The organism is Plantibacter flavus, assembly GCF_900177615.1.
GTDB lineage: Bacteria > Actinomycetota > Actinomycetes > Actinomycetales > Microbacteriaceae > Plantibacter > Plantibacter flavus.
This window is the reverse complement of record NZ_FXAP01000001.1, coordinates 171,847-194,669: the sequence shown is the minus strand read 5'-3', so window position 1 is coordinate 194,669 and position 22,823 is coordinate 171,847. Positions and strand designations below refer to the sequence as shown.

Below are 22,823 nucleotides of genomic sequence, written 5' to 3'. Positions count from 1 at the left end.
GCCCTGTTGTTCGGGGCCATCACCCTCACGTCCGTCATGAGCGCCGTCCCGGCTCATGCTGACGAGGTGGGCGAGGAGTACGACTTCTACTTCGCTGGGAACGTCAAGTACGACGACAAACCACTCGAAGGCGTGAACATCACGGTCGACGGCAACGGCTACAAGGCCGATGTCGACACCGACGCCGACGGCAAGTGGAAGATCGGCGTCCCCGAGAAAGGTACGTACAAGGTAACGCTCGACGAGGAGACCCTCCCGAAGGGCGTCATCGTCGCCGAGGGCGGCTCGACCATCGAGGCCGAGTTCGGTCTCACCCAATCGAAGTCCGTGAACTTCTTCCTCGGCGAGGGCGTCCGCGTCACCGTCAGCTTCTGGGACCAACTCGCCGAACGACTCGTCAACGGCCTGAACTTCGGCCTCATGCTGGCCCTCGCCGCCATCGGAGCCTCCCTCGTGTTCGGCACCACCGGACTCAGCAACTTCGCCCACGCGGAGATGGTGACCTTCGGCGCGATCATGGCGCTCGTGTTCGGGGTGTTCCTGCAATGGCCGATCTGGCTGGCCATCATCATCGCCCTCGCCCTGAGCGCCGCGTTCGGCTTCGCGCTCGACGCGGGCATCTGGAGACCCTTGAGACGCAAGGGCGTCGGCATCGTGCAGGTCATGATCGTCTCGATCGGCCTGTCGCTGGCGCTCCGCTACGTGTTCCTCTACTTCATCGGCGGCGGGACGTTCCAGCTGCCCGGTTCCGGAGAGGAGAACATCAAGCTGTTCGGCACGGTCTCACTCAGCGTCACCGACATGATCAGCATGGCGGTCAGCGTCGTGGTGCTCCTCGGCGTGGCCTGGTGGCTCATCAAGACGAAGACCGGCAAGGCGACACGAGCCATCTCGGACAACCCGAGCCTCGCCGCGGCCAGCGGTATCGACGTCGACCGAGTGGTCCGCATCGTCTGGATCCTCGCAGCGACCCTCGCCGGCCTCTCCGGCATCCTGTGGGCGTACTTCCGACCGGGAATCAAGTGGGACATGGGAGCGCAGCTGCTCCTGCTCATCTTCGCGGCCATCACCCTCGGCGGGCTCGGAACCGCCTTCGGCGCCATGGTCGGCGCCCTCATCATCGGCATCCTCGTCGAGGTCTCGACGCTCTGGATCCCGTCTGACATCAAGTACGTCGGCGCCCTCGTGGTGCTCATCGCGGTGCTCCTCGTGAGACCGCAGGGCATCCTCGGACGTCGCGAGAGAATCGGTTAGGGGCACGCGCATGGACTGGGGAAGCATTCTCTCGAACACGCTCGCTTGGGTCATCAGCCCGGAGACGATCGCGTACGCGCTCGCAGCACTCGGCTTGGCCGTGCACTTCGGCTACGGCGGTCTGTTGAACTTCGGTATGGCGGGGTTCATGGCACTCGGCGCCTACGGCTACGCCATCTCGATCCTGAGCTTCGACCTCCCGTGGTGGGCGGGCATCATCGTCGGCTGTCTGGCCTCGGTGGTCTTCGCCTTCATCCTCGGCATCCCGACCCTGCGACTGCGGGCGGACTATCTGGCCATCGTCACCATCGCGGCGGCCGAGATCGTCCGACTCCTCTTCACCACGCAGGTCTTCGACGAGTTCACCAACTCGGCGGACGGACTCGGCAACTACCACGCCGGGTTCCGGGCCGCGAACCCGATCCCGGAGGGCATCTACGGCTTCGGCCCGTGGGAGCTCAACGCGAACCAGTGGTGGGTCCGCATCTTCGGCATCCTGCTGCTCGCCGTCGCCGCACTCCTCGTGTTCCTCCTCATGCGCAGCCCGTGGGGCCGCGTGCTGAAGGGCATCCGCGAGGACGAGGACGCCGTGCGCGCCCTCGGCAAGAACGTGTTCGCCTACAAGATGCAGGCGCTCGTCGTCGGTGGTGTCTTCGGCGCACTCGGCGGGGTGGTGCTGGCACTCCCCTCCGCGGTCGTGCCGAGCGTGTACGTCACGAGTCTCACGTTCTTCATCTGGACGATCCTCCTCCTCGGAGGGGCCGCGACGGTCTTCGGGCCGCTGCTCGGTTCGGTGATCTTCTGGGTGATCATGGCGTTCCTCTCGAACGTCCTCCCGGCGCTCGTGAAGGCGGACGTCCTGCCGTTCATGAGCTCGACGCAGGCGTCGACGCTCCGCTACGTGCTGGTCGGTGTCGCGCTCATGCTGATCGTCATCTTCAGGCCGCAAGGCATCCTCGGAAACAAGAAGGAGCTGACCTTTGTCAAGTAACAGCTCACCCACCTCGCGACCGGTCAAGACCACCGGCCTCCACGTCGGCGAGATCGTCCCGGGCGTCAAGAAGGTCGACCCGATCCTCATCGCGGACCAGGTCACCCGGACCTTCGGCGGCCTGCAGGCGGTGAACGTGGAGCACCTGGAGGTGCCACGCAACGCGATCACCGCCCTCATCGGCCCGAACGGTGCCGGTAAGACCACGCTGTTCAACCTGCTGACGGGCTTCGACAAGCCGAACACCGGGACATGGAACTTCGACGGCAAGAGCCTCGGGGGCGTCCCGGCGTTCAAGGTCGCCCGCATGGGTCAGGTCCGGACCTTCCAGTTGACGAAGGCGCTCGGCCTGCTCACGGTGCTCGAGAACATGAAGCTCGGCGCGACCGGCCAGACCGGCGAGGGCATCTTCTCCAGCCTGGTGAAGCCGCTCTGGCGGAAGCAGGAGGAGGACCTCGAGGTCAAGGCGATGGACCTCCTGCGCCGCTTCAAGCTCGACACGAAGCGTGACGACTACGCCGCCAGCCTCTCCGGTGGGCAGCGGAAGCTCCTCGAGATGGCGCGGGCGCTCATGAGCGACCCGAAGCTCGTCATGCTCGACGAGCCGATGGCCGGCGTCAACCCGGCGCTCACGCAGTCCCTGCTCGACCACATCCTGGCGTTGAAGGACGAGGGCATGACCGTGCTGTTCGTCGAGCACGACATGCAGATGGTCCGGCACATCGCCGACTGGGTGGTCGTCATGGCCGAGGGTCGCGTCGTCGCCGAGGGTCCGCCCGACACCGTCATGGAGGACCCCGCCGTCATCGACGCCTACCTCGGGAGCCACCAGGACGTCGACCTCGGGGTCGTGACCGGCAGGATCGCCGGAGAGGACAGCGCTGCGGCCGAGGAGCTGCTCGCCGAGATCGAGGACGAACGGCTCGCGGCTGGTGCCGAGCCCGAGGAGGAGCGGAAATGAGCGACGTGAAGGGTGTGCCGGTCGGCGGCACCGCGGTCAAGACCGCCGAGATGGTCGTGGAGGTCACCGATCTGACCGCCGGGTACCTCCCCGGCGTGAACATCCTGAACAGTGCCAACCTGACCGCCCGGAAGGGCGAGCTCATCGGCATCATCGGACCGAACGGTGCGGGGAAGTCGACGCTGTTGAAAGCGATCTTCGGACAGGTGAAGGTTCGCAGCGGGCAGGTGCTGCTGAACGGCGAGGACATCACGGGGCTCCGGGCGAACAAGCTCGTGGCGCGCGGCGTCGGGTTCGTCCCGCAGACGAACAACGTGTTCCCGAGCCTCTCCATCGAGGACAACCTCAAGATGGGACTGTTCCAGAAGCCGAAGCAGTACAACGAACGCCTCGAGTTCGTCACCGGGATCTTCAGCGAACTCGGCAAGCGGCTCAAGCAGCGCGCCGGTTCGTTGTCGGGTGGTGAGCGCCAGATGGTCGCGATGTCGCGGGCCCTCATGATGGATCCGCACGTGCTGCTCCTCGACGAGCCGTCCGCGGGATTGTCGCCCGTGCGTCAGGACGACGCGTTCATCCGGGTCTCGGACATCAACAAGGCCGGCGTCACCACGATCATGGTGGAGCAGAACGCACGTCGCTGTCTGCAGATCTGCGACCGCGGGTACGTGCTCGACCAGGGTCGTGACGCCTACACCGGGACGGGCCGCGAGCTCCTCTCGGATGACAAGGTGATCGGCCTCTACCTGGGCACGCTCGGCCAGGACGAGGATTGATCAGGGCGATCCCCACTCGCGGGTCGGCGGGTACTTCGGTACCCTCGAACATGCCTGTCCCGGCTGTGTGCCGAGCGACGGGCCAGAAGCCACCGGATCCCGACCGGTGAACGAACCACAACTCCTCCCTCCCCCGAGGGGCACCGTCGTACCAAGACGGCCTCCTGAGACGGGGACGGAGGAGTTGTGCATTTCTCCCTCCTCCTTTCGCCAGCGCGGTGCGCTGACGCGGGCGCGGTCCTGGCGCGTGAGCGCGGGCCTCCGGAGGCGCGCGCTCACGCGCTGGAGCCGCGCTCACGCCGATTCCCCGCCCTCGCGGCACAGCGACCCTCGCTGAGGCCGACGACCCGCGCTGGCGTCAGCGCACCGCGCTGGGTGCCACTCCACCCTCGCTCCACCGCAGGCTGGACGGGCGCAGTTCTCCACATCCTCTCCACGACACGAGGTGACGGCGGAGGCGAACGGGCACGGTGAGGCGATGGAATCCTTCGATCTCAACCTGCTCCTCCGCCCGAACGGACTCCTCCTCGTCCGCGACGCACGTCGGGTCGGAGCCGAACGTCTGGTGAGCGCCGCCCACCGCGACGGCGACCTGGTGCGTCTGCGGAAGGGCATCTACGTCCCTGAACCGATATGGAGTTCGCTGTCCCCCGATGACCGCTACCGGGTCCGGATCGATGCGGCGGCCGTCGCGCTCCGGAAGGACGCATTGTTCAGCCACTATTCGGCGGCGCGGTTGTGGGGACTCCCGATCGTGGGTCCGTGGCCTCCCGAGGTGCACACGCTGACGAGCGGCGATCGCGGAGGGCGTTCGGCACCCGGCATCATCCGTCACACGACACAGGGCTCGGTCGCTCGACGGATGCGGCACGGGCTCGCGGTCACGGACCCGGCTCGGACCGTTGTCGATCTCGCTCGGATCGCCCGCCTCGAGGACGCCGTCGCCGTCGCTGACGCTGCCCTCCGGCTCAAGCTCACCGACGAGACGGCGCTCCGCTCGCTCGCACGAGATCTGCCGGGCCGTCGGGGAGGGCGCCAGGTGCGCTTTGCGATCGAGTTCGCGGACCCACTCGCCGCGAACGGTGGCGAATCGAAGATGCGGGTCGTGATCGCGCAGCTCGGCTTCGCCCTGCCGGTGCTGCAGCAGGCCTTCTCCGACGCGGACGGACCAGTCGGTGTGGTCGATGCGGTCTGGCCGGACGAGCGCATCATCCTCGAACTCGACGGCCGCCAGAAGTATGTGCGGGAGGAGTTCACGCAGGGACGGGACGTGGCCGACATCGTCCTGGCGGAGAAGCATCGGGAGGACCGACTACGCGCGCTCGGGTACACCGTCGTCCGCGCCACCTGGGAGGACCTCATCCATCCGAGCCGGCTCGCCGCGAAGCTCGAGCGCGCGGGGCTGCAACGCGCGTTCCGTTGACCCGGGCGCCCAACTGGTCGCTGTCAGCGCGGTGCGCCGACGTGACCGCACCGCACCCTCCGTCAGCGCGGTGCGCTGGCAGGAGCCCCTCCCGTCGCCAGCGCGGTGCGCCGGCGTGAGCGCGCCCCGCTGTGCCGCCTGGGCTCGGAATCGGCGTGAGCGCGACCCAGGCGCGTGGGCGCGGGTCTCCGGAGACCCGCGCCCACGCGCTGGGCCCGCGCTCGCGTCAGCGCACCGCGCTGGCGTCACCACACACGGCACACCACCCGCGGGGTGCATCTGCGGCCGGGCACGACGAAGGCCCCGGATCACTCCGGGGCCTCGTCAGTCGCATGGGCGACTAGTTGGTGCGGGTGTACTTGTTGTCGTCACCGTACTGGTAGATACCGATGGTCGCCTCGGTCGGGTCACCGTTCTCGTCGAACGTGATCGGACCGGAGTTGCCGTCGTAGTCGATCTTCTTGCCGTCGGCGATGGCCTTCGCACCCTCTTCGAAGGTGGTCACCTTCTCGCCCTTGTCCTTACCACCGGACACGGACTGGAGCTCGGCTGCCATGTCGGCACCCTCGGTCGAACCGGCCTGCAGCGCCGCGAGGGCGAGCAGGATGACGGCGTCGTAGGATTCAGCCGCGTAGCTGTAGTCCTTCAGCGGCTCGCCGCCCTCGTCCTTCACGAACGCCTGGAGGCGGTCGGTGAAGTCACCGAGCTTCGCGGTGTCGAGACCGGGCAGCGTGCCCTTGGCGCCCGTCAGGGTGCCCGGAGCGAAGTCCGCGCTGTAGTCGGCGAGGTTGCCGTCCACGAAGTAGAGCTTGTCCGACGGGAAGCCCGCGAGACCGGGGACGATCGTCTTGGTCTCCTCGAACGCGATGATCGCGATCGCGTCGGGGTTCTCCGCCTTGACCGCGCTGATCTGCGCGTCGAACGAGGTGTCGCCGGTGTTGTACGACTGCTCGGCGACCACTTCACCACCGGCGCTCTCGAACGCTTCCTTGGTGAACTTCGCGAGACCGGTGCCGTACGAGTCGTTCAGGTAGATGATGCCGAGGGTGGCGTTGCCGTCCTCCGCGATCAGGTTCCCGAGGACCTCGCCCTGCAGCACGTCGGACGGCGCCGTCCGCCAGTAGAGACCGTTGTCGTCCCACGTCGTGAAGTCCGCGGAGGTGTTCGCCGGGGAGAACTGGATGACGCCTGCGCCGGTGACCTCGTCGATGAAGAGCTTCGACACACCCGAGGACGCTGCACCGATGATGGCCGTGACGCCCTCGGAGAGGAGACGGGGGACCTCGGTCGCGTACGCCTTGTTGTCGGAGTCACCGGAGTCGCCGAGCGTCAGGTCGATCTTGATGCCGAGGTCGGCGTCGTTGACCTCCTTGACCGCGAGACCGACACCGGCCTCCTCGGGCGGGCCGAGGAACGCGAGGTTACCGGTCTGCGGCAACGCCGTGCCGAGCTTCAGGGTCAGGTCGCCAGCAGGCTTGCTGCTGCTGCCGCTGTCGCCGCTACCACTTGAGGCGCAACCGCTCAGAACCAGCGCGCTGGCTCCGATCAGTGCGATACCACCGAGAACGATGGAACGTGGGCGGGAGCGAGCGGCCGTGGCCTTCGAAAAGACGCTCATGGTACTCCTTGCTTGTCAGAAGAGTGGCAGCTCCAGGGGCTGCCGTTGAGTCAAGTTATCCGCTGCACGTGCGCTGGACAATGTCGTTGACGTTACAAGCGTGTAACACGACCAAATCGTTACCTCAGGAGGGCCTGTTTCGCGTTTTTCCTGCAGTGGTCGCGCGATCAGCGCTGGAATCCGCTGTTCAGACCCTCGTCGAGCGGCGCCGTTCGGCCCCGGCGGCCCGGCGACCCCGGGTGGAGGCGACGAGCATGTCGACGGTGAGGATCGCGAGCGCCAGCCACACGAGACCGAAGCCCAACCAGCGCTCCGGCGGCATCGCCTCGTGCAGGACCGCGACACCCACGACGAACTGGATGATCGGTGCGAAGTACTGGATGAACCCCATCCAGGTGAGCGGGAGGCGGCGGGCCGCCGCCGCGAACAGCAGGAGTGGGACGGCGGTGATGACACCGGCGCCGACGAGCAGCAGGGCGTGCCCGACGCCCACGGTGCCGATGGTCAGCCCACCGGTCACGCCGACCGCGATGAGCTGGGCGACCGCGACCGGCATCAACCACACGGTCTCGAGCGTCAACCCGGACACGGCGTCGACCGAACCGCCCACGAGTTTCTTGATGTAGCCGTAGAGGCCGAACGAGAAAGCCAGGATGAGGGCGATCCAGGGGACGCTGCCGTGCCCGATCGCGAGGACCAGGACCGCGATCACGCTCACGACCACCGCGGCCCACTGAGCCGGACGCAACCGCTCACGGAGGAAGAAGACGCCGAGGAAGACGGTCACGATCGGGTTGATGAAGTACCCGAGCGACGCCTCGACCACCTGACCGTTGAGCGCACCGTAGACGTAGGTCTGCCAGTTGACGTAGATGAGCGCCCCGGCGAGGCCCATCGTCAGGACGATGCGGCGCTGGCGGAGGATGCCGAACAGCCGGCGCCAGGAACGGGTCGCCAGGATGAGGACGGCACAGAAGACGAGGGAGAAGAGGATCCGCCATGCCACCACCTCGAAGGCCCCGGCCGGCGCGAGGGCGATGAAGTAGAGCGGGAGCGCTCCCCAGAGGCAGTAGGCGGCGACCGCCGAGAGCAGTCCAGACCGGCTCCCCTGCTGGGGTACGGCCACACTCGCACGTCGATCCCCGCCGCCGTCGACGGTGACGGGGTGGAGGTCGACGTCGGCTGGATCGCTGGGGTTCTGCACTGGTCCAGGCTAGACCCGCGACTCCCCGCGACACCCTCCGGAAACGGACACAGCCCGAACGGCGAATGCCATTCGGGCTGTTGAGCGGCCTGGGCCGCCGGATCCGTGCGCTGGTGACTAGCGGACGACGACTGCGAGGACGTCGCGCGCGGACAGGACGAGGTAGTCCTCGCCGGCGTACTTGACCTCGGTGCCACCGTACTTGGAGTAGATCACCTTGTCGCCGACGGCGACGTCGAGCGGGACGCGGTTGCCGTTGTCGTCGATGCGACCGGGTCCGACCGCCACGACCTCGCCCTCCTGGGGCTTCTCCTTGGCGGTGTCGGGGATGACCAGACCGGAAGCGGTGGTCTGCTCTGCCTCGACCTGCTTGATGACGATGCGATCCTCGAGCGGCTTGATGGAGACCGACACGGTTGACCTCTTTCTTGAAACGAAGACGTGGTTAGCACTCACACTGCGAGAGTGCTGATTCCAGTGTAGGCATCTTCTGGCACTCATGCAATGCGAGTGCCAATCAGCGACTGCTACCGTTGCCGGATGCATCCAGCTCCGCCCGAGGCCCGCTGACCATGGACCGTTCGGAACTCGTCGAACTCCTCACGGCAGACGGCCTCAGGCTCCTCGACTCCCTGCCGCCCTACCCGACGAAGGACGATGCCGTCCGACTGGTCGGGCGCCTGCGCAAGGAGGGCCACTCCCCCGAGCTGGTCGCGGCGGTCCTCACGCAGTCGCGGCTCAGGCAGAAGGCCGTCGCGAAGTTCGGACCGTTCGCCGGCCGCATGCTGTTCACCGACGCCGGGCTCGAACAGGCCACGCGCCTTCCCGTCGCCGCATTGCACGCCGGGCGGTTCGCCCGGGCCGGCCTCACGCGGATCGCCGACCTCGGCAGCGGCATCGGCGCCGACTCGATGGCCATGGCCTCGCTCGACCTGGAGGTCACGGCGGTCGACATCGACGAGGTCACCGCCGCCATCGCCAGCTACAACCTCGCTCCGTTCCCCACGGCGACCGTGCGGAACGCCGCCGCCGAGGAGGTCTCCCTCGACGACTTCGACGCGGTCTGGTTCGATCCCGCGCGGCGCACCGCAGGACACGCCGACACCTCGCGGCTGTCGAGTGCCGCCGACTACACCCCGTCCCTCGACCTGGTCTTCGGTGCGGCGGCCCGCCTGCCCACAGGCGTCAAGCTCGGGCCCGGATTCGACCGCTCCCTCATCCCCGACGACGCCGAGGCGCAGTGGGTGTCGGTCGACGGACAGCTCGTCGAGATGGCGCTCTGGCTCGGCCCGCTGGCCCGTCCGGACGTCCGACGGTCCGCACTCCTCCTTGCAGACGGCGTCCACCACGAGTTGCACGCCGAGGCCGACGCCGACGACGCCCCCGTGCGGGAGCTCGGCGACTACGTGCACGAACCCGACGGATCCGTGATCCGGGCCCGACTCATCGGCGACCTCGCCATCCGGTTGGAGGCCGGCATGCTCGGCCAGGGCATCGCCTACCTGACCTCCGACACGGCGACGAGCTCGCCGTTCGCCACGACCTTCCGGGTGCTCGAACGGCTGCCGATGGACGAGAAGGTCCTCAAACGCACGATGCGTGATCGTGGGATCGGCGTCCTCGAGATCAAGAAACGCGGCGTCGACGTCGACCCCGCGGCGTTCCGGAAGCGCCTCTCGCTCAAGGGCGACGGCTCAGCGACGATCATCCTCACGAGGATCGCCGGCAAGCACAGTGCGCTGCTCGTCGAACGGGTGACGCCGGCCGCCGACGCCTGACCCGACGGCGTCCGCCGGGCCGCAGCGCCCGCAGAGGGTCAGGTGGAGACGTACCCGATGATCACGACGACGCTGTAGGCGAGCCAGCCGACCGAGCAAGCGAGGCCGATGAAGCCGGTCACGAGGCCGGTGAGGGCGCGCCCTCGGCCCTGCGGCTCGCGACGCCTGGCGCCGAACCCGAGCACGATCGCGGCGATCGAGAGGGGGAAACCCCAGCCGACGAAGACCGACACGACGAGCCCGACGACACCGGTGATGAGCGACCAGGTGCTCCGCGAGGTCCCGGTCGAAGCGGCAGGGGCCTGCGTCTGGGACTGCTGGTACGCGGCGTAGCCTCCCTGGCTCGGTGCCTGGTAGACCGCCGTCGGCACCGTCTGGAGATAGGTCGCGTGATCGCCCTGCCAGCCCGCCGGAGGCGCCGAGGGGGACGACCCCTGCTGGGCAGGGCGCGTCGGCGGTGTGACGGGTGCGCCGGAGCCGCTCTGCCAGTCCGTGGGCGGCGGGGAGGCCTGACCCTGGGGCTGGTACGGCTGTTGGCCCTGCAGCTGGGGCTGGTAGGGCTGCTGCTGGCCCTGGCCCTGCGGCTGGGGCTGGTGGGGCTGCTGCTGCCCCTGGCCCTGCGGCTGGGGCTGGTAGGGCTGCGGCTGGCCCTGGCCCTGCGGCTGGTACGGCTGCTGGCCCTGCGGCTGGGGTGGGTACGGCTGCTGCGGGCCTTGCGGCGCGACACCGGCCTGCGGAGACGGCTGTGGCGGCTGGTACGGCGACCAGGGCTGCGGGGCCAGGGGCTGGGGCTGCTGCCCCCACGGCTGCTGCGGCTGCCCGTTCGGCTGCTCGGCCTGCGGCGGGCGTGACTGCCCGTCCGCCGCACCGTCCAGGTGCGGAGGTCGTCCGTCGGGGTGCTCGTGCTGATCCATCGCCGCTCCTTCGATCCGTGACCGGGTACCGGCCCATCCTATGCGCCGACGTCCGCGCACCCGGTCGAGGGCCGGACACGGCTGGTCGAGCGGTCAGTGCACCTGGATCTCGGTGACCGGCAGGGTCGAGTCGGCGCCGAAGTCGAGCGAGGACGGCTCGTGTCCGGCGGCGATGAGCTGTGCGGCGAGCGCGGCGATCATCGCGCCGTTGTCGGTACACAGCTGCAACGGCGGGATGCGGAGTTCGATCCCGGCCGAGGCGGTGCGTTCGGCGGCCACCTCGCGGAGCCGCGCGTTCGCGATGACGCCGCCGCCCAGCAGCAGGCGGGGCACGCCGAGCTCGGTGCACGCCTTGACCGCCTTCGAGACGAGCACGTCGACGACGGCCTCGCGGAAGCTGGCGGCGACGTCCGCGACGGGGACCGGCTCGCCCGCGTCCTGCTTCGCCTCGACCCAGCGTGCCACGGCCGTCTTCAGGCCGGAGAAGGAGAAGTCGTAGCGATGCCGCTCCATGTCCTTCGGCAGGCTGAGTCCGCGGGGGAAGCGGATCGCCCTCGGGTCGCCGCCGACGGCCGCCCGGTCGATCTGCGGCCCGCCCGGGTACGGCAGGCCCAGGATGCGCGCGACCTTGTCGAAGGCCTCGCCCGCCGCGTCGTCGATGGTCTCGCCGAGCAGTTCGACGTCGGACACGAGGTCCCGCACGAGGAGCAGCGAGGTGTGCCCGCCGGACACGAGCAGGGCGATCGTCGGGTACTCGATCGTCCCGTCTTCGGAGTCGAGGACGTCCGCGCCGACGTGACCGACGAGGTGGTTCACGGCGTACAGCGGTTTGCCGAGGGACACGGCGAGCGCCTTCGCTGCGCCGACCCCGACCATGAGCGCACCGGACAGGCCGGGGCCACTCGTCACCGCGACGGCGTCGAGGTCGGCCAGGGCGATGCCGGCCTCGGCGAGCGCCGCCGTGAGTGTCGGCTCGAGGGCCTCGAGGTGGGCACGTGCGGCGACCTCCGGGACGACGCCGCCGTACCGTGCGTGTTCGTCCATGCTCGAGGCGATGGTGTTCGCCAGCAGGTGGTGTCCGCGGACGATGCCGATCCCGGTCTCGTCGCAGCTCGTCTCGATGCCGAGGACGAGCGGTTCTGCACGGTTCACGCGATGCTCCCGGGGTGCTGGTCGGTCTGGTCGAGCGGGGACTGGCCGTGGGCGGGCATGGGCGGCCTCGGCTGGACCGTGAGTCGCATGACGATGGCGTCGACGTCGTCCGGCTGGTAGTACCCGGGGCGGACGCCGAGTTCCTCGAAGCCGAGGCTCCGGTACAGCGCGATCGCCACGGGGTTGTCGGCCCTGACCTCGAGGAAGACCTGGGCGACGTCCTGCTGCCGGGCCTGCTCGATGAGCGCCTGCATGAGGAGTCGTCCGAGCCCTCGTCCTCTGGCGTGCCCGGCGACGGCGATGGTCTGGATGTCGGCGTCGTCGGACCGGGAAGGCGCGAAGAGACCGCCGTAGCCCGCGAGTGTCGCGTCGTCGGCGTCGACCTCCGTCGCGACGAGGTAGTACCCGTGCGGCGACGACAGTTCGGCGCGCATCATGTCCGCCGACCAGGCGTCGTTCACGAAGACGGTGTGCTCGAGCTCCATGATCGCGTCGAGGTCGGCGACACCGGCGCGGCGCAGCGACCAGCTCACGCCGTCACCCGCTTGGCGCCCGCTGACATCGTGACGTCGGGCGAGCGGAGGTACAACGGCTCCTCCCCCGCGAACGCGCCATCGGTGGCGAGGAGTGCGGCGGCGACCTGTCCCAATGCCCCGGCGGGGACGACCAGCGCGTCGAGGCGCACGGATTCGGAGGTCGGCAGCTCGTCGGGTTTCGCGAGGGCCGGCCCCAGCACGCGGACCGGGAGGCCGGCTGCGTCGAGTCCGGCGTAGCTCGTCCAGTAGCGTTCGCGACGGCGGGCGTCGGTGACCACGAGGAGCGTGACGTCGGGTGCGGCGGAACCGGAACGGTAGGCGTCGAGCGCGATCGCGTCGTGGCTCACCACGGGGTGCACCGGGAGGCCTACACCGATCCCGAAGCTGCGGGCCGCGGCGATCCCGATCCGGAGTCCGGTGAACGGCCCTGGTCCCATACCCGCGACCAGCCCAGTGAGCGCGGCGACCTCGATCCCGGCGTCGTCGAGGGATCCGGCGATGAGTGTGCCGATGACCTCGGCGTGCCGCATCGGGTCGTCGGAGGACCGTTCGGCCAACACCTCGCCACCCAGGGTGACGACGGCGACGCTCGAACCCGCGGATGTATCGATCGCCAACAGCACGTCGTCCAGCCTACCCGGCGTCGATGGCGGGGTGCCGCGAGAGCGTGAGGGTCCGGCGCTCGATCGGCTCCTCGCCGGCATCGTCGGTCGCGGGCTCGTCGCCGGCTCCGGTCGGACGTTCGATGACGAGCTCGAACCAGGTGGGGACCACGCCGTCGAGTAATCCGGCTCCCCACTCCACGACGACGACGGATCGGGCGAAGTCGATGTCGAGGTCGTCGAGTTCGAGCGCCGAGCCGAGCCGGTAGGCGTCCACGTGGACGAGCGGCGGACCGCCGACGAGGCTCGGGTGCGTCCTGGCGAGCACGAACGTGGGGCTGGTGACGGGGCCTCGGACGCCGAGTCCCTCGCCGATCCCTCGCGTGAGGGTCGTCTTGCCCGCTCCGAGTGGCCCGGTCAGGACCAGGAGCTGCCCCGCACGAAGTTCCGTGCCGAGTCGGACGCCGTACGCGTGCATCTCCTCGGGCGTCGCCACCTCGACGGTGCCCGGGGTGAGGACGGGATCGGTCATGACCGCTCCCTGGTCGTCCGGACCACACGCGGCCCGATGCGGGTGACGAGTTCGTAGTTGATGGTGCCGGCAGCCTCCGCCCACTCCTCGACGCGCGGCGCACCGGACGCCGGATCGCCGAAGAGCACGGCGTCGTCGCCCACGGCGACCGCGTCGTCGCCGACGTCGACGACGAACTGGTCCATCGCGATCCGCCCGCACACCCGGTAGCGGCGTCCGTTGATCACGACCGGACCGGCGTTCGAGGCGCTCCGCGGCACACCGTCGGCGTATCCGAGCGGGATGAGGGCGAGCGTCGTCGCCGTACTGGTCCGGTAGCTGTAGTCGTAGGACACCCCGACTCCCGGTTCGACCCGACGCACGGCGGCGACCGTCGCCCGGAGGGTCATGACGGGCCGGAGGCCGAAGGCGTCGGCCGAGCGGCCGGCGTCCTCGGTGGGCTCGAAGGGCGAGAGGCCGTACACGGCGAGTCCGAGGCGGACGGCATCGTAGCGGAGGGTCGGCTCGCCGAGCGCCGCCGCCGAAGCGGCGAGGTGCAGACTCCGCGGGGCGAGACCGGCTTCCGTGGCGAGGGCGACACCGCGCTCGAAGCGGACGGCAGCGGCCCGGTCGTCGCCGGTCGAGGTGTTCGAGACGTGCGAGAACAGCCCGTCGACCCGGACGAGCCCCGCGGCCTCGGCGGCTGCGGCGGCCTGGAAGAGCTCCGGCCAGTCGGCTTCGGCCGCACCGTTCCGGCTGAGGCCGGTCTCGAGTTTGAACTGGACGACCGGCACGACGGACGGCCGATCCCGAGCGGCCTCGATCACGCGGTCGAGCTGCGCCACCGACGACAGGCCAAGGTCGAGCCCGGCGTCGAGCGCCGAGCCGAACGCCGCCTGCGGGCCGTGCAGCCAGGCGAGGATCGGTGCCGTGACCCCGGCAGCGCGCAGCGCGACACCCTCCGCGATGTCGGCGACACCCAGTCGATCGGCCCCGGCTTCGACCGCCGCGCGGGCGATCGCCTCGGCACCATGCCCGTAGGCGTCGGCCTTGACGACGACGATGAGTTCACCGACGCCGGTCAGCTCGCGCAGACGACGGACGTTGTGGCGCAGGGCGTCGAGGTCGATGATCGCCTCGCGGGTCGGTCGCTCGTCGTGCTCGGACACGGGCGTCATCCCTCCCGCTCCGCGACGACGAACGCGACGGCGACCCCGGCGTCGTGCGTCATGGTCAGGTGCATGCTCGTGATCCCCCGCTCGGCCACGACACCCGCCGTGACGCCGGACAGCGCGAAGTCGGGCTTCCCCTCCGGGCCGTTCACGATCGCCATCTCCTGCCACCGGATGCCGTCTGAGGAACCCAGCGCTTTGATGAGCGCCTCCTTGGCAGCGAACCGTCCGGCGAGGGACCGCAGCGGGAGGTCGCGTTCCGACGGGACGAAGAGCCTGGCCAGCAGGTTCGGGGTGCGCGTGATCGCCCGTTCGAACCGTGCGAGGTCGACCAGGTCCACCCCGATGCCGATGATCATCCCCCTACTCTACGGCCGTCGTGTGCGACCCGGAGGCCCGCTCGACGGGCCACCTCGGACCCCGCGGACCGCCCTACTCGACCGTGACGGACTTCGCGAGATTGCGCGGCTGGTCGACGTCGAGGCCCTTCGCCGTCGCGAGCTCCATCGCGAAGATGTGCAGCGGGATGACGGCGAGCAGGGGCTCGAACAGCGGACCGGCGAGCGGGATCGGGATGACCTCGTCGGCCGAGGGCAGGACGGCAGCGTCGCCCTGCTCCGCGATCGCGATGACCCGGGCACCACGTGCGCGGATCTCCTCGATGGTCGAGATGACCTTCGGGTGCAGGATCGCCGAACCACGTGGGCTCGGGACGACGACGAAGACGGGCTGGCCCGGCTCGATCAGGGCGATCGGGCCGTGCTTGAGCTCACCGCCGGCGAAGCCTTCGGCGTGGATGTACGCGAGCTCCTTGAGCTTCAGCGCGCCCTCGAGCGCGATCGGGTAGCCGACGTGGCGACCGAGGAAGAGCACCGCGCGGGAGTCGGCCATCCAGTGGGCGAGCTGCGCGATCTTCTCGGAGGCCCCGAGGATGCTGGCGATCTTGTCGGGCACGGCCTGCAGCTCCTCCACCTGCGACGCCAGGAACTCCGGAGTCTGGGTGCCGCGGACCCGCGCGAGGTGCAGCCCGAACAGGTACAGCGCCGTGATCTGAGCGGTGAACGCCTTCGTGGAGGCGACCGCGACCTCGGGCCCCGCGTGGGTGTACACCACGGCGTCCGACTCGCGCGCGATCGTGGCGCCCTGGGTGTTGCAGATCGACAGCGTCTTCGCGCCGGACTCGCTCGCGAAACGCACCGCCATGAGCGTGTCCATGGTCTCGCCCGACTGGCTCACCGAGATGACGAGCGTGCGCGCGTCGATAACCGGGTCGCGGTAGCGGAACTCGTGGCTCAGCTCGACGGTGACCGGGATCCCGGCCCAGCGCTCGATCGCGTAGGTGCCGACCGTGCCGGCATAGGCGGCGGTGCCGCAGGCGATGATCACGATGCGGTTGATGTCGACGAAGAGCTCGTCGAGACCGGCGAGTTCGGGGATGACGACCTGGCCGCCCTCGACCCGCCCGCGGATCGTGTTCGCGACCGCGTCGGGCTCCTCGCTGATCTCCTTCGCCATGAAGCTCGACCAGCCGCCCTTGTCGGCCGCTGAAGCGTCCCACTGGATCTCGAACGGCTCGGTCACGACGTGGTTGCCGGAGAAGTCGGTGACCGTCACGTCGTCGGGCGTGATGACGACCATCTGGTCCTGACCGATCGCGACCGCGCGCTGGGTGTACTGCACGAACGCGGCGACGTCCGACCCGAGGAAGTTCTCGCCGTCGCCGAGCCCGATGACGAGCGGCGAGTTCCGACGCGCACCGATGACGACGCCGGGCAGGTCCTGGTGCATGGCGAGCAGGGTGAAGGCACCGTCCAAGCGGGCGACGACGCGACGGAAGGCTTCGGTGAGGTCGCCGGTGGAACGGTACTCGCGGCCGATGAGCACGGCGGCGATCTCGGTGTCGGTGTCGCTCTCGAAGGTGAAGCCGTCAGCGATGAGCTCCGCACGCAGTTCGGCGAAGTTCTCGATGATGCCGTTGTGGATGAGCGCGAGGCGTCCTTCGTCACCGAGGTGCGGGTGCGCGTTGCGGTCCGTCGGTCCGCCGTGGGTCGCCCAACGGGTGTGACCGATACCGGTCGAGCCCGGAGCGATGGGGTTCGCGGCGAGGTCCTCGGTGAGGACGGCCAGCTTCCCGGCACGCTTCCGGGTGTTCAGCGAACCCGTCGCGTCGAGCACGGCGATCCCTGCGGAGTCGTACCCCCGGTACTCGAGCCGCTTGAGTCCGCCCATGAGGACGTCCACCGTCTTGTCGTTTCCGACGTACCCTACGATTCCACACATGTAGAGCAGCATAATCGCGCGATTTTGCGAGGATCCTGCACCAACCTCGAGGCACCGGAACTCAGCCTGGGAGCAGGACGGTCCTGCCGAGATCCACCGGTTCCCGGGCCCTTCCCCTGCCGCTGCTCAGAGCTTGCGGAGCAGCACCGAGGACACCGTGTGATCGGAGTCCTTCCGCAGCACGAGCTTGGCGCGTGAGCGGGTCGGGCGGATGTTGTCGATGAGGTTCGGTTCGTTGATCGAGCGCCAGAACCCGCGCGCCTGATCGGCCGCCTCCTCGTCGGAGAGCTCGGCGAACACGTTGAAGAAGGAGTTCGGGTTCGAGAACGCGCCCCGCTTGAGCGCCATGAAGCGGTCGACGTACCAGGACTCGATGTCGCGCGTCCGTGCGTCGACGTAGATGCTGAAGTCGAACAGGTCGCTGATCGCGAGTCCGCTGGCCGTCGCAGCCGGTTGCAGCACGTTCAAGCCCTCGACGATCAGGACGTCGGGGCGCCGGACGACGACCTGCGCCGTCGGGATGATGTCGTAGCGCAGGTGCGAGTAGAACGGTGCCCGCACCTCGGCGGCACCGCTCTTCACCGCGGTGATGAACCGCAGGAGCGCCCGGCGGTCGTACGACTCGGGGAAGCCCTTGCGATCCATGATGCCGCGCCGCTGGAGTTCCTCGTTCGGGTAGAGGAAGCCGTCGGTCGTCACGAGCTCGACGTGCGGGGTGTCCGGCCAGCGCGACAGCAGTTCGCGCAGCAGCCGCGCGATCGTCGACTTGCCGACGGCCACGGAACCCGCCACGCCGATCACGAACGGCGTCCGGAGCGCCTGGTCGCCGAGGAACCGGCTCGTCGCGCGCCCGAGGTCCTGGGTGCCCTTCGCGTAGAGGCTCAGCAGCCGGCTGAGCGGCACGTAGACCTCCTCGACCTCCCGCATGTCGAGACGGTCGCCGAGGCCACGGATCTGCACGACCTCGGTCTCGCTGAGCGGTGTGGCCGTCTCCGGAGCGAGTCGCGCCCATTCGGCACGGTCGATCTCCACGTATGGCGTCGGCTGCCCGGAGGCACCGCCCGTCGTCGTCGAAGTCATGCGATCACTCTTCCACAGCTGAGGTGCCGACCCGCCGCCGGACGACTCAGATGGCGAGTCGCTCGCGGACGACGTCGGCGAGGCGGTGCGCCAGGCGATCGGCGGTCGGCTGGTCGGCCGCCTCGACCATGACGCGGACGAGCTGCTCGGTGCCGGACGGCCGCAACAGCACGCGTCCGTCGTCTCCGAGCTCGACTTCGGCAGCCCGTACGGCAGCGTCGACGACCTCGTCGCCGACGAGGCGCGTGCGGTCGACACCCGTGACGTTGACGAGGATCTGCGGGTACACCTGCATCACGGCAGCGAGCTCCGCGAGCGTCTTCCCGGTGCGCGCCATCTCGGCCACGATGTGCAGACCGGTGAGGATGCCGTCGCCGGTGGTCGCGTAATCGGCCATGATGACGTGGCCCGACTGCTCACCACCGAGCGAATAGGCGTTCGCGTTCATCGCCTCGAGGACGTATCGGTCGCCGACCCCGGTCTGGACGACGTTGATGCCGTGCTCGCGCATCGCGACGTGCAGGCCGAGGTTGCTCATCACCGTGGCGACGAGCGTGTCGTCCTTGAGCTTGCCGCGCTCCTGCATCGAGACCGCGAGGATGGCCATGATCTGATCGCCGTCGACGACCTTGCCCGCAGCGTCGACCGCGAGGCAACGATCGGCGTCGCCGTCGTGTGCAATGCCGAGGTCGGCACCGTGTTCGAGTACCGCCTTGGACAGGAGGTCGAGGTGCGTGGAGCCGACGCCGTCGTTGATGTTCATGCCGTCGGGGTCGTTGCCGATGATCGTGACCTTGGCCCCGGCGTCGCGGAAGGTCTCCGGCGACACACCCGCTGCCGCGCCGTGCGCGCAGTCGAGGACGACATGGATGCCGTCCAGGCGGTTCGGGAGGCTGCCGAGCAGGTGGAGGACGTAGCGGTCCTCGGCGTCGGCGAAGCGGATGATCCGGCCGACGTCTGCGCCGGTCGGGCTGAGCTTGGGGCGGTCGAGGTATTCCTCGATCCGGCGTTCCACCGCGTCGGGCAGTTTCGTGCCGCCGCGGGCGAAGATCTTGATGCCGTTGTCGGGCGCGGGGTTGTGCGAGGCGGAGATCATCACACCGAAGTCGGCGTCGATGTCGGCGATGAGGAACGCCGTCGCGGGCGTGGGCAGCACGCCCGCCTCGAGCACGTCGACGCCCGAGGACGCCAGGCCCGCCGCGACGGCGGCGGACAGGAACTCGCCGGAGATACGTGGGTCGCGTGCAAGCACGGCGACCGGGCGCTTCCCGGCGGCACGGCGGGCCTCAGCACTACGGCCTTGCCCAAGCACCACTGCGGTGGCTTGGGCAAGGCCGAGAGCGAGGTCTGCCGTCAGGTCGGCGTTCGCGAGTCCGCGTACGCCGTCGGTACCAAACAGCTGAGGCATCGAGCTTCGCTTGTCTTGAGAGCGCTTAGCGCTTCGAGAACTGCGGAGCCTTACGGGCCTTCTTGAGTCCGGCCTTCTTGCGCTCCTTGACGCGAGCGTCGCGGGAGAGGAAGCCGGCCTTCTTCAGGGTGGCGCGGTTGTTCTCCTCGTCGATCTGGTTCAGCGAGCGAGCGATGCCGAGGCGCAGCGCGCCGGCCTGGCCCGAGGGGCCACCACCGGAGATGCGTGCGATGACGTCGTAGCCGCCGGCCAGGTCGAGGACGGTGAACGGGTCGTTGATGAGCTGCTGGTGCAGCTTGTTCGGGAAGTAGTCCTCGAGCGTGCGGCCGTTGACCGTGATGGTGCCGCTGCCGGGGACGAGACGCACGCGGGCGATGGCCTGCTTGCGACGGCCGACGGCTGCGCCGGGGACGCTCAGCACGGCGCGAGGCGCGGTGACTGCTGCTTCAGGAGCCGACTCGGTGGAGTAGCTCTGCGGGGTCTCTTCGATGGAATCTGCGATGTTCGCCACTGTGTAATCCTTTTTTCTTGTCCGGTGCTTACTGGGCGACCTGGTCGAGCGTGAACGGCTTGGGCTGCTGAGCGGCGTGCGGGTGCTCGCTGCCCGTGTAGACCTTGAGCTTCTTCAGCTGGTCGCGGCCGAGCGTGTTCTTCGGCAGCATGCCGCGGATCGCCTTCTCGACGGCGCGGATCGGGTTCTTCTCGAGGAGCTCGGCGTAGGTGACGGCCGAGAGCCCGCCCGGGTAACCGGAGTGGCGGTAGGCCTTCTTCTGCAGGAGCTTGGCGCCGGTGAGGGCCACCTTGTCGGCGTTGATGATGATGACGAAGTCGCCACCGTCCATGTGGGGGGAGAAGGTCGCCTTGTGCTTGCCGCGCAGGAGCGCTGCAGCGTGGCTGGCCAGGCGGCCGAGGACCACGTCGGTGGCGTCGATGACGACCCAGTCGTGCGTGATCTCACTGGCCTTCGGGGAATACGTGCGCGTCACAATAGTGCTGCTTTCTGGTCGGAGTTGGTCGTTCGTGAATCCCGCTCCTGTTGGGTGTTCCGAACGGAACGCCCGAGGTGGAGGGCTCAACTTCGGGTACCGCGCCGCAGAAGGCGCAGGCACCAACGGGAGAGTCTACGCGACGACGTCCCGGCGGTCAATTCCCACCGGGAACCTCACTCGGCGCTCGCTTCCACGTGCTCGTGGCTCCGCCGCTGTCGGGTCTCGGCGGCCCGCGCGTGCAGCAGCCCCGGCTCGGGGTACCCGACCTCGACGAGGGTGAGCCCGCGCGCCGGCATCACCCGGAAGTCGATCTCACGCCGCCCGCCGTCGCGGAGCCGGACGACCTCGTCGAGCGACATGCGCCCCTCCCCCACGGCGACGCAGGCGCCGACGAGCGCCCGCACCATGCTGTGGCAGAACGCGTCGGCGGTGAGGCTCGCCACGAGCACGCCCGCTTCGTCTCGCTCCCAGCTGAAGGACTGCAGGGTTCGGATGGTCGTCGCGCGTGGTCTCGGTTTGCAGTACGCCTGGAAGTCGTGGAGCCCGACGAGCGAGGTGGCCGCCCGGTGGAGCAGCTCGACGTCGAGCGACGCCGTCGTCCAGCTCGTCGTCCGCCGGAGGATCGGGTCCTTGCGGACGTCGGCGTCCGCGAGGCGGTAGCGGTAGTGACGCCAGACAGCCGAGAAGCGCGCGTCGAAGCCCTCCGACGCCGGTTCCGCCGTGTGGATCACGACGTCGCGGTCCATCCCGAGCACGCCGTTCAGTCGACGCACGAGGAGGGAACTCGCGGTCTCGTTCCGCGGCGTCCCGTCGTGGAACTCGGCGTGGCGCCCCTGTAATCGCGTGATCTTCGCGAGCTGCGGCTCGGTGAGGTCGAGGTGCGCCACCTGACCGGCCGCGTGCACCCCGGCATCCGTCCGTCCGGCCACCACGAACCGCGGCACCGGCGGGACGGCCTTGCCGAGCACGCGATACAGCGCCTCCTCCAGGACCCCCTCGACTGTCCGGAGCCCCGGCTGCTTCGCCCATCCGGCGAAGTCCGTGCCGTCGTACGCGATGGCGAGCCGGAACCGCTGGGTCGGGAGGACGTCCGCTGCCGCGACCTGCTCAGCGCTCACGGACGTACGCCAGATCACGCGTCGTCGCGACGAAGCCCTGTCGTTCGTACAGCCCGAGTGCACCCGTGGGACTGGCCGTGTCGACCTCCAGGGTCGCCCGCTCGAGGCCGGCTGCCTGGATCCGACGAAGCGCGGTGGCAAGCAGAGCCGGTGCGAGTCGTCGGCCACGCCAGTCGCGCACGGTCCCGACGAGGGCGATGTACGCGCTGGTGAACCCCTGCGCGGACCAGCTGTCCTCGTCCACCTCGGCCAGTGTGAAGCCGACGACCCGTCCGTCGTCGTCGATCGCGACCACCGAGAGGTCGTCGCGGAAGTGGGATCCGCCGACGAACTGCGCCCACATCGCCGGGACCGTCTCCAGGCTGCCCCAGTGATCCCGGAACGAGTCGTTCCGAGCCTCCCTCGTGCGTTCGGCCATGTCCGGGTGGTACGCCTCGAGTCGGACACCGTCGGGCTCGTCGATCTCGTCGACGGGCGCGGAGAGCTCGCGTTCCATGATCGTGAAGTACCGCGCCACGGCGAAGCCGAACCGCTCCAACAGGCGCGCCGCGCCCGGGTTCCGTTCGTCGACGTAGGCACGGGAGGAAGCTGGAGCACCCGTCTCGACGGAGGCCAGCTGCTGCTCGGACCGTTCCAGCGACCACGTGAGCAGCGCGCGGCCGATCCCCCGTTCGCGCCATGCGGGATGCACGCCGCCGAAGACGTACGAGTACACGGACACGTCTCGTGAGGGCGACAGGATCACCATCGCGTAGGCGACCGGCGTGCCGTCGGCGGCGATCGCCAGCAGGCTGTCCGCAGCCATGTCGATCCACGCGTGGTCGAACTGGTCCGCGATCTCGTCGCGGCTCGTCACCCGGTGGGGGTTGTCGAACGGATCCATGGCGCGGCACAGCGCCACGATGTCATCGATGTCCGCGCGGACCGCCGGACGCCACTGGTCGACGTCGGGGTGCTGCGGCAGGGCCGGCTGGCCGACCGGAACGGCGGGAGTGGTACTCATGTCTCCAGCCTAGGACACCGTCGCAGCGCCGCCAGGAACGACGGAACCCCGCCCTC

Annotated in this window: 23 protein-coding genes; 6 read left to right on the top strand and 17 right to left on the bottom strand. The window is 69.1% G+C overall.

Annotated elements, in window-relative coordinates; genetic code table 11:
- Positions 1–36 precede the first annotated feature (36 nt).
- The 5 genes from B9Y95_RS00915 to B9Y95_RS00895 all read left to right on the top strand — a co-directional run bounded on the left by B9Y95_RS00915 (position 37) and on the right by B9Y95_RS00895 (position 5,402).
- Positions 37–1,254, top strand: a complete 1,218-nt coding sequence (locus B9Y95_RS00915) for a branched-chain amino acid ABC transporter permease (protein ID WP_064296746.1) — start codon at positions 37–39, stop codon at positions 1,252–1,254.
- Positions 1,255–1,264: 10 nt separating this feature from the next.
- Positions 1,265–2,245 carry a branched-chain amino acid ABC transporter permease gene (locus B9Y95_RS00910; RefSeq protein WP_079705278.1) on the top strand — a complete coding sequence of 327 codons (981 nt, stop codon included), beginning with the start codon at positions 1,265–1,267 and terminating at the stop codon, positions 2,243–2,245.
- Positions 2,235–3,206: an ABC transporter ATP-binding protein gene (locus B9Y95_RS00905; protein ID WP_064296668.1), complete on the top strand. Its 972-nt coding sequence runs from the start codon at positions 2,235–2,237 to the stop codon at positions 3,204–3,206. The genes B9Y95_RS00910 and B9Y95_RS00905 overlap by 11 nt, the downstream gene beginning before the upstream one ends.
- On the top strand, positions 3,203–3,979 hold the full coding sequence (locus B9Y95_RS00900) for an ABC transporter ATP-binding protein (RefSeq protein ID WP_085510264.1): 777 nt from the start codon (positions 3,203–3,205) through the stop codon (positions 3,977–3,979). The genes B9Y95_RS00905 and B9Y95_RS00900 overlap by 4 nt, the downstream gene beginning before the upstream one ends.
- Before the next feature lie 478 nt (positions 3,980–4,457).
- Positions 4,458–5,402 carry a hypothetical protein gene (locus B9Y95_RS00895; RefSeq protein ID WP_143736289.1) on the top strand — a complete coding sequence of 315 codons (945 nt, stop codon included), beginning with the start codon at positions 4,458–4,460 and terminating at the stop codon, positions 5,400–5,402.
- 340 nt (positions 5,403–5,742) lie between these two features.
- Here B9Y95_RS00895 and B9Y95_RS00890 read toward each other — a convergent pair whose 3' ends face one another.
- The 3 genes from B9Y95_RS00890 to groES form a co-directional block, all read right to left on the bottom strand.
- Positions 5,743–7,020 carry an ABC transporter substrate-binding protein gene (locus tag B9Y95_RS00890; protein WP_079001731.1) on the bottom strand — a complete coding sequence of 426 codons (1,278 nt, stop codon included), beginning with the start codon at positions 7,018–7,020 and terminating at the stop codon, positions 5,743–5,745.
- Between the two features lie 187 nt (positions 7,021–7,207).
- A complete protein-coding gene (gene rarD, locus B9Y95_RS00885; RefSeq protein WP_085511012.1) occupies positions 7,208–8,146 on the bottom strand; it encodes an EamA family transporter RarD in 939 nt (312 codons plus the stop codon).
- Positions 8,147–8,341: 195 nt separating this feature from the next.
- Positions 8,342–8,638 carry a co-chaperone GroES gene (gene groES / locus B9Y95_RS00880; RefSeq protein ID WP_056008047.1) on the bottom strand — a complete coding sequence of 99 codons (297 nt, stop codon included), beginning with the start codon at positions 8,636–8,638 and terminating at the stop codon, positions 8,342–8,344.
- A gap of 158 nt (positions 8,639–8,796) precedes the next feature.
- Here groES and B9Y95_RS00875 point away from each other — a divergent pair, with 158 nt between their 5' ends.
- The gene (locus B9Y95_RS00875) at positions 8,797–10,002 is read left to right on the top strand and encodes a class I SAM-dependent methyltransferase (RefSeq protein WP_085510262.1); all 1,206 of its coding nucleotides are present in this window, start codon (positions 8,797–8,799) and stop codon (positions 10,000–10,002) included.
- Between the two features lie 38 nt (positions 10,003–10,040).
- On the opposite strand, the gene B9Y95_RS20210 is transcribed toward B9Y95_RS00875, so the two are convergent.
- The 14 genes from B9Y95_RS20210 to B9Y95_RS00800 all read right to left on the bottom strand — a co-directional run bounded on the left by B9Y95_RS20210 (position 10,041) and on the right by B9Y95_RS00800 (position 22,767).
- Entirely contained in the window at positions 10,041–10,916 is an 876-nt protein-coding gene (locus B9Y95_RS20210) for a DUF4190 domain-containing protein (protein WP_123539687.1), read from the bottom strand.
- A 93-nt stretch (positions 10,917–11,009) separates the two neighbouring features.
- A complete protein-coding gene (gene tsaD, locus B9Y95_RS00860; RefSeq protein WP_085510259.1) occupies positions 11,010–12,068 on the bottom strand; it encodes a tRNA (adenosine(37)-N6)-threonylcarbamoyltransferase complex transferase subunit TsaD in 1,059 nt (352 codons plus the stop codon).
- A complete protein-coding gene (gene rimI / locus B9Y95_RS00855; RefSeq protein ID WP_234993925.1) occupies positions 12,065–12,601 on the bottom strand; it encodes a ribosomal protein S18-alanine N-acetyltransferase in 537 nt (178 codons plus the stop codon). Before rimI ends, tsaD begins: the two co-directional genes overlap by 4 nt.
- Positions 12,598–13,227, bottom strand: a complete 630-nt coding sequence (tsaB, locus tag B9Y95_RS00850; RefSeq protein WP_085510258.1) for a tRNA (adenosine(37)-N6)-threonylcarbamoyltransferase complex dimerization subunit type 1 TsaB — start codon at positions 13,225–13,227, stop codon at positions 12,598–12,600. Before tsaB ends, rimI begins: the two co-directional genes overlap by 4 nt.
- A 10-nt stretch (positions 13,228–13,237) precedes the next feature.
- Positions 13,238–13,738 carry a tRNA (adenosine(37)-N6)-threonylcarbamoyltransferase complex ATPase subunit type 1 TsaE gene (tsaE, locus tag B9Y95_RS00845; protein WP_085510257.1) on the bottom strand — a complete coding sequence of 167 codons (501 nt, stop codon included), beginning with the start codon at positions 13,736–13,738 and terminating at the stop codon, positions 13,238–13,240.
- On the bottom strand, positions 13,735–14,895 hold the full coding sequence (alr, locus tag B9Y95_RS00840; RefSeq protein WP_085510256.1) for an alanine racemase: 1,161 nt from the start codon (positions 14,893–14,895) through the stop codon (positions 13,735–13,737). Before alr ends, tsaE begins: the two co-directional genes overlap by 4 nt.
- Positions 14,892–15,248: a holo-ACP synthase gene (locus B9Y95_RS00835; RefSeq protein ID WP_064296680.1), complete on the bottom strand. Its 357-nt coding sequence runs from the start codon at positions 15,246–15,248 to the stop codon at positions 14,892–14,894. Before B9Y95_RS00835 ends, alr begins: the two co-directional genes overlap by 4 nt.
- Before the next feature lie 73 nt (positions 15,249–15,321).
- Complete coding sequence (gene glmS / locus B9Y95_RS00830; protein WP_085511010.1) at positions 15,322–17,169, bottom strand: glutamine--fructose-6-phosphate transaminase (isomerizing); 1,848 nt, start codon at positions 17,167–17,169, stop codon at positions 15,322–15,324.
- 126 nt (positions 17,170–17,295) lie between these two features.
- Positions 17,296–18,249, bottom strand: coding sequence for a type I pantothenate kinase (coaA, locus tag B9Y95_RS00825; protein WP_064296681.1), 954 nt, complete (start codon positions 18,247–18,249; stop codon positions 17,296–17,298).
- Positions 18,250–18,295: 46 nt separating this feature from the next.
- Positions 18,296–19,657, bottom strand: coding sequence for a phosphoglucosamine mutase (gene glmM, locus B9Y95_RS00820; protein ID WP_085510255.1), 1,362 nt, complete (start codon positions 19,655–19,657; stop codon positions 18,296–18,298).
- A gap of 25 nt (positions 19,658–19,682) precedes the next feature.
- Entirely contained in the window at positions 19,683–20,168 is a 486-nt protein-coding gene (gene rpsI, locus B9Y95_RS00815) for a 30S ribosomal protein S9 (protein WP_064296683.1), read from the bottom strand.
- A 28-nt stretch (positions 20,169–20,196) separates the two neighbouring features.
- Positions 20,197–20,643, bottom strand: coding sequence for a 50S ribosomal protein L13 (gene rplM, locus B9Y95_RS00810; protein ID WP_071259493.1), 447 nt, complete (start codon positions 20,641–20,643; stop codon positions 20,197–20,199).
- Between the two features lie 176 nt (positions 20,644–20,819).
- Positions 20,820–21,764 (bottom strand): tRNA pseudouridine(38-40) synthase TruA, encoded by a 945-nt coding sequence (gene truA / locus B9Y95_RS00805; RefSeq protein WP_085511009.1) that lies wholly within the window; start codon positions 21,762–21,764, stop codon positions 20,820–20,822.
- Entirely contained in the window at positions 21,754–22,767 is a 1,014-nt protein-coding gene (locus tag B9Y95_RS00800) for a GNAT family N-acetyltransferase (RefSeq protein WP_085510254.1), read from the bottom strand. Before B9Y95_RS00800 ends, truA begins: the two co-directional genes overlap by 11 nt.
- Positions 22,768–22,823: the final 56 nt, after the last annotated feature.